This is a genomic window from Methylobacterium segetis, from assembly GCF_004348265.1.
Classification (GTDB): domain Bacteria; phylum Pseudomonadota; class Alphaproteobacteria; order Rhizobiales; family Beijerinckiaceae; genus Methylobacterium; species Methylobacterium segetis.
In genome coordinates this window covers 1-14,864 of sequence record NZ_SMNT01000080.1, presented here as the reverse complement: position 1 = coordinate 14,864, position 14,864 = coordinate 1, and the positions used below count along the sequence as shown (strand labels likewise).

Annotated in this window: 16 protein-coding genes; 8 read left to right on the top strand and 8 right to left on the bottom strand. The window is 67.5% G+C overall.

Translation table 11 applies throughout. The features are described 5' to 3' along the window. The first annotated feature begins 136 nt into the window (after positions 1–136). On the top strand, positions 137–859 hold the full coding sequence (locus E1J50_RS18910) for a DUF4198 domain-containing protein (protein WP_132255381.1): 723 nt from the start codon (positions 137–139) through the stop codon (positions 857–859). Between the two features lie 39 nt (positions 860–898). Here the strand turns inward: E1J50_RS18910 and ureG are convergent, their stop codons facing one another. The 6 genes from ureG to E1J50_RS18880 all read right to left on the bottom strand — a co-directional run bounded on the left by ureG (position 899) and on the right by E1J50_RS18880 (position 7,365). Continuing rightward, positions 899–1,513, bottom strand: coding sequence for an urease accessory protein UreG (gene ureG / locus E1J50_RS18905; protein WP_132255380.1), 615 nt, complete (start codon positions 1,511–1,513; stop codon positions 899–901). A gap of 4 nt (positions 1,514–1,517) precedes the next feature. Then, on the bottom strand, positions 1,518–2,237 hold the full coding sequence (locus tag E1J50_RS18900) for an urease accessory protein UreF (protein WP_425374949.1): 720 nt from the start codon (positions 2,235–2,237) through the stop codon (positions 1,518–1,520). After that, positions 2,185–2,691: an urease accessory protein UreE gene (locus tag E1J50_RS18895; protein ID WP_132255379.1), complete on the bottom strand. Its 507-nt coding sequence runs from the start codon at positions 2,689–2,691 to the stop codon at positions 2,185–2,187. Before E1J50_RS18895 ends, E1J50_RS18900 begins: the two co-directional genes overlap by 53 nt. A gap of 58 nt (positions 2,692–2,749) precedes the next feature. Then, a complete protein-coding gene (ureC, locus tag E1J50_RS18890; protein ID WP_132255378.1) occupies positions 2,750–4,477 on the bottom strand; it encodes an urease subunit alpha in 1,728 nt (575 codons plus the stop codon). Between the two features lie 4 nt (positions 4,478–4,481). Beyond that, entirely contained in the window at positions 4,482–5,102 is a 621-nt protein-coding gene (locus E1J50_RS18885; RefSeq protein WP_132255377.1) for an urease subunit gamma, read from the bottom strand. Positions 5,103–5,556: 454 nt separating this feature from the next. Further along, positions 5,557–7,365, bottom strand: coding sequence for a hypothetical protein (locus tag E1J50_RS18880; protein ID WP_132255376.1), 1,809 nt, complete (start codon positions 7,363–7,365; stop codon positions 5,557–5,559). An 892-nt stretch (positions 7,366–8,257) separates the two neighbouring features. On the opposite strand from E1J50_RS18880, the gene E1J50_RS27835 reads away from it, so the two are divergent. The 4 genes from E1J50_RS27835 to E1J50_RS18860 all read left to right on the top strand — a co-directional run bounded on the left by E1J50_RS27835 (position 8,258) and on the right by E1J50_RS18860 (position 11,058). Beyond that, positions 8,258–9,316 (top strand): calcium-binding protein, encoded by a 1,059-nt coding sequence (locus E1J50_RS27835; RefSeq protein ID WP_132255375.1) that lies wholly within the window; start codon positions 8,258–8,260, stop codon positions 9,314–9,316. Between the two features lie 251 nt (positions 9,317–9,567). Next, positions 9,568–9,816 (top strand): DUF6894 family protein, encoded by a 249-nt coding sequence (locus E1J50_RS18870; RefSeq protein WP_132255374.1) that lies wholly within the window; start codon positions 9,568–9,570, stop codon positions 9,814–9,816. 18 nt (positions 9,817–9,834) lie between these two features. Next, positions 9,835–10,173 carry a hypothetical protein gene (locus E1J50_RS18865; RefSeq protein WP_132255373.1) on the top strand — a complete coding sequence of 113 codons (339 nt, stop codon included), beginning with the start codon at positions 9,835–9,837 and terminating at the stop codon, positions 10,171–10,173. Positions 10,174–10,626: 453 nt separating this feature from the next. Beyond that, positions 10,627–11,058 (top strand): PRC-barrel domain-containing protein, encoded by a 432-nt coding sequence (locus E1J50_RS18860; protein ID WP_132255372.1) that lies wholly within the window; start codon positions 10,627–10,629, stop codon positions 11,056–11,058. Positions 11,059–11,142: 84 nt separating this feature from the next. On the opposite strand, the gene E1J50_RS18855 is transcribed toward E1J50_RS18860, so the two are convergent. Next, positions 11,143–11,382 carry a hypothetical protein gene (locus tag E1J50_RS18855; protein WP_132255371.1) on the bottom strand — a complete coding sequence of 80 codons (240 nt, stop codon included), beginning with the start codon at positions 11,380–11,382 and terminating at the stop codon, positions 11,143–11,145. Positions 11,383–11,537: 155 nt separating this feature from the next. Continuing rightward, entirely contained in the window at positions 11,538–12,281 is a 744-nt protein-coding gene (locus tag E1J50_RS18850; RefSeq protein ID WP_132255370.1) for a BA14K family protein, read from the bottom strand. 490 nt (positions 12,282–12,771) lie between these two features. Here E1J50_RS18850 and E1J50_RS18845 point away from each other — a divergent pair, with 490 nt between their 5' ends. The 3 genes from E1J50_RS18845 to E1J50_RS18835 all read left to right on the top strand — a co-directional run. Next, on the top strand, positions 12,772–13,098 hold the full coding sequence (locus E1J50_RS18845; protein WP_132255369.1) for a hypothetical protein: 327 nt from the start codon (positions 12,772–12,774) through the stop codon (positions 13,096–13,098). Positions 13,099–13,385: 287 nt separating this feature from the next. Beyond that, positions 13,386–14,375, top strand: a complete 990-nt coding sequence (locus E1J50_RS18840) for a TAXI family TRAP transporter solute-binding subunit (RefSeq protein ID WP_132255368.1) — start codon at positions 13,386–13,388, stop codon at positions 14,373–14,375. 54 nt (positions 14,376–14,429) lie between these two features. After that, a partial coding sequence (locus E1J50_RS18835; RefSeq protein ID WP_207919243.1) for a hypothetical protein occupies positions 14,430–14,864 on the top strand: 435 nt, incomplete at its 3' end.

Below are 14,864 nucleotides of genomic sequence, written 5' to 3'. Positions count from 1 at the left end.
ATGTCCGCTCCCGGGGCGAGCGCATCGCGGCCCCTGCCCGGCCGGACCTCGCCGCTGCCCGGCTGGCGCCGGGCTTGCAGAGCGGCGCCGGATCCTGAAGATCGGCGCCCGATACCCTTGGAGCGAACGCGACCCGATGCGACCGAACCGCCTTCTCGCCCTGCCTCTCGCTCTCGTCCTGTCCACGGCCGCACGGGCCCACGACCTCTGGCTCAGTCCGTCGCCCGGCGGCGTCGCGGTCCAGTTCGGGCACGTGCACGAGCCCGAACTGCCGAACGCCGACAAGCTCGTCCACCTCTCCGCGCTGACGGGTGCCGGCACCACGCGCCTCAGCGCCCGGCCTGAGGGCACGGTGCTGGCGGCGGCGCTGCCGGCCGGGGCCGAGGGGGCGCTCGTCTCGGCCGCCTACGACAACGGCTTCTGGGTGCGCCTGCGCGAGGGCGGGGAGCGCAATGCCGACCGGCGTTCGGTGCCGGATGCACAGCGCAGCCAATGGTCGATGAAGTTCGCGAAGGCCGTGATCGGCCCCGGCGCGCCCTGGGAGCGGGTCCTCGGCCAGACCCTCGAGATCGTGCCCCTGGAGGCGCCGGGCGCGGCCGCGGGGGCGATCCGGGTGCGCGTGCTGTTCGAGGGCCGGGCGGTCGCCGGCGCCGAGGTCGTGGCCACCAGCGGCGAGGCGCCGGAGACCCGCGTCACGACGGATGCGAAGGGCGCCGCGCGCGTGCCCCTGGCGCAGGGAGGCCGGCAGATCCTCGCCGTCTCCCACCGGGTGAGGCCCTCGCGTACCCCGGATCTCGCGGATGCCGACGCCTACAGCGCGACGCTCGCCTTCGCGACCGCCGAGCCGCGCACCAACTGATCGTCCTACCCAGGCCCCGCCCCTCGGCCCCTCGGCCTCTCACCCGAGGCCGCCCGCCTCCTCCACGAAGCGGGCGATCGCGTCGGCTCCGCGCCCCTCGCGCAGGGACGCGAAGACGAAAGGACGCTGCCCCCGCATCCGGCGGGTGTCCGCCTCCATCACGGAGAGGTCCGCGCCGACGAGCGGGGCGAGGTCCGTCTGGTTGACGATCAGGAGATCGGAGCGGGTGATGCCGGGGCCGCCCTTGCGGGGGATCTTCTCGCCGCCCGCCACGTCGATCACGTAGAGGGTGAGGTCGGCGAGTTCCGGCGAGAACGTCGCGGCGAGGTTGTCGCCGCCCGACTCGATCAGAACGAGGTCGAGCGTCGGGAACCGGCGGCGCATCTCGGCCACCGCCTCGAGGTTGATGGAGGCGTCTTCGCGGATCGCCGTGTGCGGGCATCCGCCGGTCTCGACCCCCAGGATGCGCTCCTCCGGCAGGGCGCCGGCCACGGTGAGGATGCGGGCATCCTCCTTGGTGTAGATGTCGTTCGTGATCGCGCAGATCTCGTAGCGGTCGCGGAAGCGCTTGCAGAGCTGCTCCATCAGGGCGGTCTTGCCGGACCCGACCGGGCCGCCGATGCCGACGCGGAGAGGGCCGTTCAGGGAGGTCATCGTCTCAGCTCCGGAAGAGGCGGGAATATTGCGTCTCGTGCCGGAACGAGCCGAGATCGAGCCGCAGGCAGGCCGAGCCGAGTTCGTCGAGCCCCGCCCCGCGGAGGGAAGCGGCGAGATCCGCGACGCGGGGGCTCAGGGCGGCGATCACCCGCATCCCGGCGCTCTGGCCGATCGGCGCGACGCGCAGGGCGGCCGAGACGAGGTTCTGGACGAAGGCAAGCCCGTAGGCCGCGACCGTGACGTCGCGCGCGAGGCCGTGGGCGCCCGCGGCCGCACCCACTGCGACGGGGTAGGCGACGGCGCCCGGCAGGGCGGCGCAGACGGCCGGAAGCGCGGGGTTGGGCCAGGCCGCCGCCGTCGCGTCGAGGAAGCTGCGGCCCTGCTGGCTCGTCTCGAGGTGCAACTCGCGGGAGGGCGCGAGCGCGAGCGCGAGGTCGTTCGTCTCCGCGAGCGCGGCCCCATCGCCCTCCGCCGTGGCCCGGTGGGCGGCACTTGCCAGGATCATGTCGTTGCGGCCGGCGCCGCGCTCCAGCGCGTCCGAGAGCCACGCCTCCAGGCTCGCGGCGTCGGTGACGTCGCCCGCCTCCACGGCCCCTTCGAGGCCGTGCGAGTAGGCGTAAGCCCCGACCGGATAGGCGGGAGAGAGCCATGCCATGAGGCGCAGGGTCTCAACCGTGGGCATGGTGGCCGTGGCGGTGCCCATCTTCATGCCCATGCCCATGCCCATGCCCATGCCCATGCCCGCCCGCATAGGCGCCGCCTTCGGGGCGGAAGGGGCGCTCCACCGGCTCGGCGGTGCCGCCGAGGCCGCGCACCATCTCGGCGAGCACGTGGTCGTCGGCGATGAAGACCGCCTCCTCGCCGATCTCGGCCGGGATGTGGCGGTTGCCGATGTGCCAGATCAGGCGCTTGAGGGCGAGCGCGCTCGGCGCCCGGATCTCGAGGAGGCGCTCGGCCGCGGCCTCCACCCAGACGAGGCGCCCGTCCTCGAGGACGAGGGCGTCGCCGTCCTCCAGCACGGCCGGCTCGGCGAGGTCGAGGAGGAACGGCAGGCCGCCGACGCCCCGCATCGCCACACGGCGGCGGTGGCGGTCGCCGTGGTCGAGGACGACGCGGTCGACGATCTCGCCCGGGCCGATGGCGCGGGCGCGCAGGATGCGGGTGGCGCGGATCATGGGCTCAGAACGGATGATGGGCTCGGAACGGATGATGGGCTCGGAACGGATCATGGGCTCAGAACAGGAAGTAGCGCTGCGCCATCGGCAGCACCTCCGCGGGCTCGCAGACGAGGAGTTCGCCGTCGGCCCGCACGTCGTAGGTCTCGGGGTCGACCTCGATGACGGGCGTGGCGTCGTTGAGCACCATGCTCGCCTTCGAGATGCCGCCGCGCACGTTCTCGACGGCGACGAGCGCCTTGCCGACGCCGAGGCGCTCGGCGAGGCCGTCCTCCACGGCTGCCTTCGAGACGAAGGTGAGCGCGGTGGCGGGGGGCGCGCGGCCATAGGCGCCGAACATCGGGCGGTAATGGACGGGCTGGGGCGTCGGGATCGAGGCGTTGGGGTCGCCCATCGGGGCGGCGGCGATCATGCCGCCCTTCAGGACGAGGTCGGGCTTGACCCCGAAGAAGGCGGGCGACCAGAGCACGAGGTCGGCGAGTTTGCCGGGGTCGACCGAGCCGATATGGCGGGAGATCCCGTGCGCGATCGCGGGGTTGATCGTGTATTTGGCGATGTAGCGGCGCACGCGCAGGTTGTCGTTGCCGGAGGCGTCGCCGGGCAGCGCGCCCCGCTGGCGCTTCATCTTGCAGGCGGTCTGCCAGGTGCGGATCGCGACCTCGCCGACCCGGCCCATCGCCTGGCTGTCCGAGGACATCATCGAGAGCGCGCCGATGTCGTGCAGGATGTCCTCGGCGGCGATCGTCTCCCGGCGGATGCGGCTCTCGGCGAAGGCGAGGTCCTCGGGGATCGACGGGTCGAGGTGGTGGCAGACCATGAGCATGTCGAGATGCTCGTCGATCGTGTTCGTCGTGTAGGGCCGCGTCGGGTTGGTGGACGAGGGCAGGACGTGAGGCAGGCCCGCCACCTTGATGATGTCGGGGGCGTGGCCGCCGCCGGCCCCTTCCGTGTGGAAGGCGTGGATGGTGCGGCCCCGGAAGGCCGCGATCGTGTCCTCGACGAAGCCCGACTCGTTCAGGGTGTCGGTGTGGATCATGACCTGCACGTCCTGCGCGTCGGCGACGGTAAGGCAGGTGTCGATGGCGGCCGGGGTCGTCCCCCAATCCTCGTGGAGCTTGAGGGCGCAGGCGCCCGCCCGCACCATCTCCTCCAGGGCCTCGGGGCGCGAGGCGTTGCCCTTGCCGGCGAAGGCGAGGTTCATGGGGAAGGCGTCCGCCGCCTCGATCATGCGGGCGATGTGCCAGGGGCCGGGCGTGCAGGTCGTGGCGAAGGTGCCGTGCGCGGGGCCGGTGCCGCCCCCCAGCATCGTGGTGAAGCCGGCGCAGAGCGCCTCCTCGATCTGCTGCGGGCAGATGAAGTGGATGTGGCTGTCGAAGCCGCCGGCGGTGAGGATTTTTCCTTCCCCCGCAATGACTTCCGTGCCCGGCCCGATCACGATGTCGACGCCCGGCTGCACGTCCGGATTGCCGGCCTTGCCGAGCCGGGCGATGCGCCCGCGCACGAGGCCGACGTCGCATTTCACCACGCCCCACTGGTCGAGGACGACGGCGTTGGTGATGACGGTGTCGACGGCGCCGGCCGCGTTCGTCGCCTGCGACTGGCCCATCCCGTCGCGGATGACCTTGCCGCCGCCGAACTTCACCTCCTCGCCGTAGGTGGTCAGGTCCCGCTCGACCTCGATCCAGAGGCTCGTATCGGCGAGCCGGATCCGGTCGCCGGTGGTCGGGCCGAACATGTCGGCATAGGCCGCGCGCGGCAGGGCGGCGGGGCTCGGCGCATCGCTCATGGGGTCAGAGCCTCCCCATCACGGCGCCGCGGAACCCGTAGACGGTGCGCTTGCCCGAGAGGGGCACCAGCGTCACCGAGCGGGTGGCGCCGGGCTCGAAGCGGATGGCGGTTCCGGGCGCGATGTCGAGGCGCCGGCCGCGCGCCTGCTCCCGGTCGAACTGCAACCCCGGGTTGACCTCGTAGAAGTGATAATGCGAGCCGACCTGGATCGGGCGATCACCGGAATTGGCGACCGCGATCACGATTCGCGGGGCCCCGACGTTGATCGCGATCATGCCCGGCGCGGTCTCGATCCGGCCCGGAATCTCCTCGGAGGGCGCCCCGCGGATCGGGTGGTGGACGGTGACGAGCTTGGTCCCGTCGGGAAAGGTCGCCTCGACCTGGATGTCGCGGATCATCTCGGGGATGCCCGGCATCACCTGATCGGCGGTGAGCACCTGCGCGCCCGCCCGCATCAGGTCGGCGACGCTGCGCCCGTCCCGGGCGCCCTCGACGACGACATCCGTGATCAGGGCCACCGCCTCCGGATGGTTCAGCTTCACCCCCCGCGCCAGCCGGTTGCGCGCCACCTGCGCGGCCATGGCGATCAGAAGCTTGTCCTTCTCCCGGGGCGTCAGGAGCATGGGCGGGTCCCTCTTTTTCGTGGGGGCCGGTGCGGGCCGATCCGTGCGGGCGGCGGAGCAAGGATCGTGCGCGGCTTCGGTGCCGCTGACGTGGAGTTCCAGCGAAGCCCGAGCTAGGGGCCGGCGGGCTCTGCCTTCGGAGGGCGCGCGGTGACCAAAGCGGCGGCCATGATGACCGGCCGACCAGCGTGAAAATCTCTGATGGATCAAAATGTTACGTCATCACGCTACATTCACCTTGCACAGAGTGCAAGCGATCCTCAGACGCGGATTTCGGATGGTGCTGTGACATTCACTGTGACAGGGGGGCCGTGGCCCGCGCCTAAAATGACCGTCCGACAAGCGTCCGCCTGCCGGGCAGACGCACACGATGAGGGAACGTGAGGCTTCGCAGATTGCTCATTGAACGCCTCACATATTTCGCTTCTAGAAACAAAAATTCAACATAATAATTTTATGACTCGCGTGGCTCTTGGAATACATAAGATTTATCCTTTGGCCGAGGCAGCACCCACACGATATCATCTTTGTTTCCATCCTTTAGTCGAGATTTGTACTCGCGATACTGCGCTTCTGCATAATCAAAACAAGATAGAAAGGTATCGAATCTCGGCTTCCATGCCGAGAGTTCGAGACAAAACAATAGGCTTTGGTCGAAAAAATCGTGAGCATTTTCAACAAGATACTGTGTGAAGTCAGGACTCTCACCTGCGTGAACAATTTGATTTCGAGTTCGATAGATGCGGTACAGCTGCCAGCGGACCATGTTCTCATGGCTCGCGAGCTTCTCCCGTGCCGATTTGAGGTCTCCGAGCAAATCAGCCATGCTTGAGATACGGAAACGTAGTAGCTCGAAATCCCTGCAGCGGGTATATAGGTCAGCGAGGGACGCCTCATTTTCTTTCTTTGTCAGGATTTCAATAAATTTCTCTTTTATATCAAATACTTGTCCTGTATCTGCCGACTTTAGAACCTTCGAAAAACTGCGTCGATCCCACCGAAGGATGTCGAAAAGTAGATTGACCACCAGTCTGTTGTAATATCCAAGCATAAGTACCGGAATAACACGATTTACAACATTGGCTATCTTAGAACTTCCATGATCGCTCGGCGCTAAGGTCTCAAGGCATGTCCATAGATTGACGAGTTGAATATCTTGGCTGTTAGATGCAAGACTCATTCCATGAATATTGATAATATTCTGGATTTTTATTCGATCTGGACCAATGTCTAGCGTAATAAGTTCGTTAAATCTCTTGAGAGTACTCGCCCCTTTAACTCGGCGCATATCTCTAATAAAATACATATTATTTTCCGGTGCTTCAACTCTTTTGCGGATTCCTTCACAGCAACCCTGTTCAGCTAGTGCAACCGACGAAATCTGTATATCTTCTTTATGACTGAATAATCGGTAGAAATTGCAGAGAGAATCGAAATTAGAGAACGCTCTTGAGACTGCAGAATTGTAATCTGTGGCGGAAACAAATATGATCAATAGGCAATCAAAACCGCAATCCTCACGGAATTTATCTAGCAAATCAAAATCAAGATCTTCGATCTCGTCATCGATTAACGACATTTGCCGCTGTCGTAAGATATCCTCATCTAATGAGGCTACAATATCTGAAACTCCAACAATAACCTGAAAACGATGATGATGCGGATAGACAATTTGGCTAAATATCCTGAAATCATCAGGGCTCTTAATTTGCCTTTCAGTGAAGAAAAATTCAGCTAAAGACTCATTAATGTGTTCTCTGGAAACGCCTCGATGTTGCAGGAGAGATGCAAACTCACGCGCCAAGAAGTCAAGTTTTTTCTTCTGTCTTGCGTCAGCAGCAAGGTTGACTACGTTTTCTATAATTTCAATGACATATGATTCATCATTCAGTTCCGCGTCTAATACTGCGAAACGTCTTTTCAAATCGTCTAGTTTTAGATCCTGCCGATCAAAAAGCAATAAGTCGTCTATTGTGAGGCTAGAGACGCTTTTTGCAATCCAATTTCCTTTAATCCTTACTCTAATCTCTTCGATAATAGCTTCGACTGAATTTACAATTTTTTCCGCATTATCCCTCTTAGCGAAAATCGCGTCGCTCATTAGAGAAGATGCCTCCGAGACGAGACCTGGAAGAGACATAGTTGGAGCTTTATAGCTGTCCAACGTATATTTGTAAGTCAACTCATCCAATCTTTGTACAAAAAATAATAATCCTCGCATGCAGTCTAAATTATTCCAATGGTCGAAATTGCGGTAAAGCATCAGTCTTACCGGCTCGCGGATTGGTCGGGTGCCTCATTTTCGACGACAGCCACCGACTTTGCAACCCAATATGGGCCGCCTCGATGCTCGTCATAAACGGACATCCGATGACCGTTGTGCATATTTGAATCGTCAGGTCTGCCCCGCTCGAGCGCTATACTTCCTTGAATAATCTGGGCGATCTATTTCAAGAAATCGCTGCGTCGGATGTACGCCCCAGGGTGCTCTGCTTCTTTTTGAAAATGGGTGCCTCTAAAGCTTACATCGGCTCTGTATAAGATGGGTAGACCCATTTGCGCTGCTCCGAATAGACATTCTGAGGCTGAATTTTAAGGCGACAGCTATCTAGAAACCTCGGCGCTCACTTTACAGGTCATTAGGGTGTGTACGTCCAGAACCATGCGACATGGCTTTTTGTCATCGCGGCTTGCGGCGCTCCAGAGCGGATCGTGCCACTCACACGGCTGTGACCAACAAAACCCCCTGCCCGGCTTGGCTGCGAGGCCCGACCAACCCAACTCGCAGACCATGCGGCGGGACCAATCGAGCTCCGCCCCGCGCACCCGCCGCGCCCGCCCCTGCCCGTGGCAAAGACCAGCCCTTCACCGTCCGCCCGCCGCCAAGCTCATCCCAGCGCGCGGCAAGCAAATTTTCCTGAAACGACCAGAATTGCTCAGTTTCTGTGCGAAACAAACATAAAAAATAGTCAGATTGACAGATCTGACATCAGAAGAGCAGCTTCGCCCCCCTGAGTTGTCCCCCCACGGCACGGCCCCGTTGCTGGGCGGCCGCTCCTCTCGTGACGCGTCCCGCGGCGGGGTCCGACATCGCGTTCGGACGACATCTCGGCTCGTCGATACGTCTCACCCAGACATCTCCGGAGGACGAAGCCATGGCGCTGTTCATCGACAAGGCACCGGCATCTCTCGACGCCTTCACGCAGGCCCTCGAGGCCATCCAGACGGGCGAGATCGTCCGGGACACGGAGGAGGTCTTCCGCGTCCGCACGGACGATCTGATCGTGACCCTGCGCGGCAGCAATTTCGACTATGACGAGACCAGCGGACGCCTCGTCGCAGGGGATCTCGACTCCTACAAGGTCTCGGACGGGGATAACACCCTCTACGCCGCGCGCGACCTCGGCGCCGACATCGCCCAGATCGGCGAGCTCACGACGCCGCTCGCCGTGCTGCGCTACCTGTCGAGCGGGGACGACCGCATCATCGCCAACCAGCACGAGGCGAACGACGACGACCTCGCGGGATTTGCCGGCGACGACGTGATCTTTGCCGGCCCCGGCAACGACACGGCGCGCGGCGGGCGCGGGGACGACAGGCTCTACCTGCAGGCCGGGGACGATGTCGGCCGCGGCGGGCCCGGCGACGACCTCCTCGACGGCGGACGGGGCGACGACACCCTCACGGGCGGGCGCGGCGACGACACCTTCGTGTTCAAGCACGGCTACGGCACCGACACGATCACCGACTTCCACACCGGCACGCCGGCAGCGGCCCCGGTCGAGACGGCGGCCCCGGTCGAGACGGCGGCGGCGGACGACGCGGCCGCGGCCGACGGGGCGCCGGGGGACGATTCGGGCACGGACGGGACCGACGACACGCCCGGCCCGGTGGATCCGGGCGATACCGGCTCGCGGGCGGGCGAGCGCGACGTGGTCCGCCTGTCCGAGCGCGACTTCGCCGATTTCGACGCCGTGATCGCCGCCGCGAGCCAGGAGGGCCGTGACGTCGTGATCGTGATCCCGCCCCATGACGGCGGCGACGACCATCACCATGCCTGGCATCACGACGAGCGCGGCGGGGACGAGGCAGGCGGCACGGATCCGGCCCCGGACCATCCCGCCACGCCCGAGACGCCCGACACCCCCGACACGCTGATCCTGAGGGACGTGGTGCTGGCCAATCTCACGGCGGAGAACTTCGCCTTCGTCTGAGGCAAGGGCGCCCGGGCCTCCGGCTCGGGCATCCGCGCCCGCCGCCCCGCGCTGGCGAGGAGGCGGGCGGCGCACCCGACGCCTCGCGCCCGGCCCTGCTGCGGGCCGGGCCGCACCATGCGGCAAACTCTCCCCACGGGTTGCGGGGGAATCGGCGTTCCGGTACAAGAACAGAACAGGAACACACAGGGTGGCTCCGGCGTCAACGGAGCCGCCGCCCGCAAGCGACCGAAACCTGTGGAGAGGTGTGGATGAAGCCCCGGTCCTACCGCTTTCACTGCACGGACGGCCACGTCGCCATCATCGACACGCACGGCGTGCGCGTGCCCTCCGAGATGCAGGTCTGGACCTATGCCGAGCAGGCCGCGCGGCTCGCCATGGAGCGGGTCGGGCGTGCCCTCGACTGGTCGGACTGGATCGTCGACGTGCACGACGCCTCCGGGCGGCGCGTGCTGACGCTCCCCTTCCGGGACGTGCGCGACCCCGCCCTGGCAGCCTGACGGAGACCGGAGACAGCGATGCGACGCAAAGCCTTCCGCGCGGCCGAACCCCGCGCCGCGACCCTGCCCGCCTACGTGATCGAGCCGATGGAATACGGCTCGGCGAGCCTCGTGCGCCACGGCGACACCAAGGCCGCGATCCTGTTCGCGCCGATGGCGCCGGGCGAGCCCTACCAGCTCTATCCCCATCCCGACACCTACCGGAGCCTCGACTTCGCCGGGCTGCCGGCGCCGCTGCGGCCGGAATTCATGGCCTTCGCGAGCCTCGACGCCGTGCGCCTGTTCCTCGGCATCGCTGAGGCGGCGGCGCAGGAGGCGGCGGAGGCGGATCACGCCGAGATGGCGCTCGCCGCCTGAGCGGCCGCGTCTGCAGCGTTATCGGCACGGTCTTCCGGTATCCGCGGCTCACAGACCCGCGAGATGCAGGATTTCCCAGGCCGACCAAGCGGTGATCCCGAGCGAAGTCTTGAGAACGACGATCACCATGACCCACGAGGCTTTGCCGAGCATGGCTGGAGAACTCCGATGCGTGCCGGACTGATTGCCGACGTCTGAGGAGATCGGTGTCGAGGTCTTGAGGGGCGTGGAGCTTTGTACGCTGGCTGACGCCGCTTGGGAATCATCCCTTCGGATGGGCCGGCCGCGCATCGGGGCTATGGCGAGGTTCGGGCCGAGGGCTGGGCCGAGCGCTGGGCCGCGGGCGGGATCACGGGTCGCGGCGGGCGGCGCGGCGGGGTGCCGGAGATCCCGGAACTCGGCCGAATCGGGCGGCGTTGCCGGTGTGGGACCGACACGAACCGGAGGGATTCCATGGCGCTCGACGATCTCGGCCTCGATGCCGGCAGCGACGCGGTCGGGGCCGCGAACCTCATCGGCAGCGACCGCGTCGAGGGGACGGCCGTGCGGCGCAGCGACGGCAGCCCCGTCGGGACGATCGCGCGGCTGATGATCGACAAGCCGTCCGGGCGCGTCGTCTACGCGATCCTCGACCTCGCCGGCTCCGGCCACCAGCACGCCCTGCCCTGGCGCCTCCTGCGCTACAGCCCGGATCTCGGGGCCTACGCGCTCGACCTCACCGAGGAGCAACTCCGGGCCGCGCCCCGCCGGGAGGCCGGCCCGGGCGACGGCCCGTTCGACCGCGCCTGGGAGGAGCACGTCCACAGCTACTTCAACACCGAGCCCTACTGGGAATCCGAGACCGGGCGCGCGACCGACGTGCCCTTCGGCAAGGACAGGCCGTGATCGCGGCGGGCGGCTGAAGCCCGGCCGCTCGCTCCCTCGTCCCGTTCCCGCGCGGGGGCCCTCCCCCGCGGCGGGGGCGCGCCTTCAGTTCTGCACGGAGGTCGGCAGGCTCGCGCAGATGCCCCGGGCCTTGATGTCGATCAGGCGCACGAGCTTCTCGTCCGCGCCCTCCGCGCGCCAGCCGCTGAGCGCGGCCTCGAGATAGGCCGCGAAATCCTCCCGCCGCATCACGCCCTGCTTCTCGAGGAAGGCGATCAGCGCGTTCAGGATCGCCATGGTGGCGTTGTCCGCCGCGGCGACCGCCTCGGCCTGCTCTGGCGTCATCTCGCAACTCCGCAATGGGTGGGCTGACGGGCCACCCTATCGCGGGCGCGGGCAGGCGCAAGCACCCCGCGCGGATCACGGCCCAGAACGCGGACGGGCCCCGCGCACCGGTCTCGATGCGCGGGGCCCGGGTTCAGGCGCGATGCGGGTGGCGATTACGGGCAGGGATGCCGGCGACCGTCATTGCCAAGATAGGTCCCGGTGCGGACGTCGTAGGACCGGAAGCGCTGACGGCAATACTCGACCTGATCGGCGCTCCCGTCGCCCTCCTGCGCCACCGGAACCTCGGCGTAGCCGTAGCCCACCGGCGCGTAGCCGCCGTAATCGGCACCGCCGTAATAATAGGGGTCGTAGCCGTAGGCGCCGTAGCCGTAGCTGCCCGCGGCGAGGCCGAGCCCGAGGCCGAGACCCAGGCCCCCGTAGCCGTACCCGTAGCCCCGGCGCCAGCCGCGATTGCCGTTCCAGCCCTGGCGATAGCCGTAATTGCCGCCGACCACCCGGCCGGGGCCGGCCCCGATATTGCCGCCCCGGAAGGCGCTCGAGCCGAGGCCCGCCTGGGCGCCGATGTTGCCGCGATAGCCGCCGCCGCCAAGGCCCGCCCCGCCGCCGCGGAAGCCCCCGCCCCCGATCCCGGCGCCGCCGCCGCGGAAACCGCCGCCGCCGACGCTGGCCCCGCCGCCGCGGAAGCCGCCGCCGCCGATGCCGGCACCGCCGCCGCTGAAGCCGCCGCCCCCTCCGCCACTGAAGCCGCCGCCCCCGCCTCCGCCCATCGGGGCTCCGGCGGTGCTGAAGCCGCCCACGCTGCGGCCCTGCGCCAGCGCGGCGACGGGCGACAGCGACAGGGTTCCGACCAGGACGGTCGAGGCGAGAAGGATTCTATTGGTCGACAGGCGTCCCATCGGCATTCTCCCGACATCAAGATAATATTCGTTCCCTCATCAAACGCGCCGGGCGGGCTTCGGTTCGTGCTACCTTCCGTCCCACCGCCCGGCTGCGCCCTGGGGAAGGCCTCACCCGGGATCGGCGTGCGAACCGCGCGGCTTCATCCGCGCGCCGCAGGATCCGCGGCGCATTCGTACGAAAGCGCACGCGGGCTGAACCGCTCATGACTGATATCGGCAACATCAGTCCGGCGGGCTGACCGGAACGGAGACTTCGGGCTCCCGCGAAAGACGAGGTTCTGCGGGACTTCGCAAATGTTAGGGCTGGGGGCGCACCGGCTGCATCCTTCCGGCAACATGGTCATCGAAGTGTTCCCGTTCGCTACACGTTCCCGTTGTGGAAAACTCGCGAAGCAGACAGTCTGCCTATAGGGTTAAGGGGCACATCATGCATTTGCGAGCCGGGAACCGGCTGCGCCTCACGCTGTGGGGCGCGGGAGGTCGCGCTATGGTCAGTCTCAACACCTACGCGGTGACACAGCCGGCGCTCGAAGGGCGGGAGCCCTCCCTCGACGGCTTCACCTACGACGCGACGGCCTGGCTGCACGAGGGGCGCAACACCCTGACGGTGGTCCTGATCGGCCCGCCGAGCGGCCGGCCCTTCCGGATGAGCGTCTGCGCCGACGGCGAGGCCGCCTGGACCCTCGACGAGGACGAGTTCCTGCCCCTGTCGGCGCCCTGGCGGCTCTGGACGATCGGGATCGAGCGGCAGAGCGAGGCGGCGTCCACGGGGCGGCGGGCCGGCCGGCGCCCGCCCCTGCGCCTGCGGAGCTGAGGCGAGGCACCCGCCGCGGCCGCGCTGTGCGCGGCGGCGCGGCCAGGATTGCGCGAAACAGTAAACAGCGCTTAGATGAGCGTGCTGCATGATACAATGCCAGTACGCCGATGGATGTTTCTGCAACGAGACCAGATGATCGACCGGGACCGTACGGTTGGAGACAATCGAGTTCCGGGGCGACATCGGTCGCCGGACGCCTCGCCGCCGCGCTGATCCTGATCGTTTCTGTTTCCGCGGGCCTCGCGGGCGCGGAGCCGGCGGCCGCCCAATCCTTCCTCGATGCCTTGAGCGGCAAAAGCCAGGCGCAGCCGGCGCCCCGGGCTCCCGCCGCCCGCGCCCCGGCCCGGCCCGGCCCGCGCCCCTCCGCGCCTGCCATCCGCACCGTCACGCTGGTGGCGGGCGAGCCCGGCAGCACGGCGCTCGACACGGCCTACGACCTCATGACCGCGCTCGGCGGCGAGGGCCCGCGGCTCCAAGTCGTCCTCGGCTCGGGGGGCGAGCGGGCGGTCGCCGACGTCCTGCGCAGCCGCGGCGTGGACATGGGCATCGTCACGACCGCGGACCTGAAGCAGGCCGAGGCACCGGGCAGCGGCGTGGTCTACATCGCCAAGCTCCACAATGTGGAGCTCCACCTCCTCGCGCGGCGCGACGTGGCGGACCTGACCGACCTCGACGGACGGGGCGTCAATCTCGGCGAGAGCGGAAGCTCCACCCAGCAGCTCGCCCGCCGCCTCCTGCAGCAGCTCGGCATCCGCGTCACCGAGGCGAATCTCGGGCCGGCGGAGGCGGCGGCGCGCCTGCGCGGGGGAGAGCCGGAGGCAATCGCCGCGAGCTTCTTCCTCACCGGCAAGCCGGCCGCCCATTACGCCGGCCTGACCGAGGCGGACGGGCTCCACTTCCTGCCCATCCCCTACGAGCCCGGGCTCGGCGACATCGTCTACCCGGCCAATCTCGGGCGCGCCGACTATCCGGGGCTGATCAAGGCGGAGGCCGGCATCGACACGGTCGCGGTCTCGGCCGTCCTCGTCGCCTTCGCCTGGCCGGAGACGTCGGAGCGCTACCGGCAGCTCGCCGCGTTCACGGCCGCCCTGTTCTCGGGCTTCGACCGGATGCGGGCTCCGGGGCGGCACCCGAAATGGCGTGAGGTCAACCTTGCGGCGAGCCTGCCGGACTGGCGCCGCTTCAAGCCGGCGCAGCAGGCGCTCGACCGTCTCGCCTCCGCGGCCGGACCGGGGCCGGCCGCGGGCTCGGCGGTGGCGGGGGCGAGCCGGTGAGCGGGCCGGGACCGCGGAGGGTGGGGCGCCGAGGGCGCCAGGGAGGACTTGCGGATGTCAGCGTCGTTCAGGAAGCCGCCGGAGCCGAAGGGCGAGGTCCGCGCCCTGTTCCCGGAGCAGGCGGCCGGGCCGTTCCAGAGCACGGGAGGCGATGACACGGACCTCGATTTCCTGAGGCGGTTCGGGCCGAAGGACCGGCCCGTGGACATGCGGGGCTTCGTGGAGGAGCCGCCCGAGGCCGCCGCCTCGGCCCTGTCGGCGCCCGACAATTTCATCGCCGACGGCGCGACCCGCCGCCTCGTGCGGCACACGTTCGGCCGGCGCCGCTGGCCGCTGGTGCTGATCGCCGCCGCCCTCGGCGGGATCCTCGCGCTCGGCGCCCACCGCCTCGGCCTCGTCCCGTTCCTCCGGCCGGCCCCCGAGCGCCCGGCGCCGGAGGCCGCCAGGGGCGCGCCCGCGGGCGATGCCCTCGCGACCGCGACGCACCCG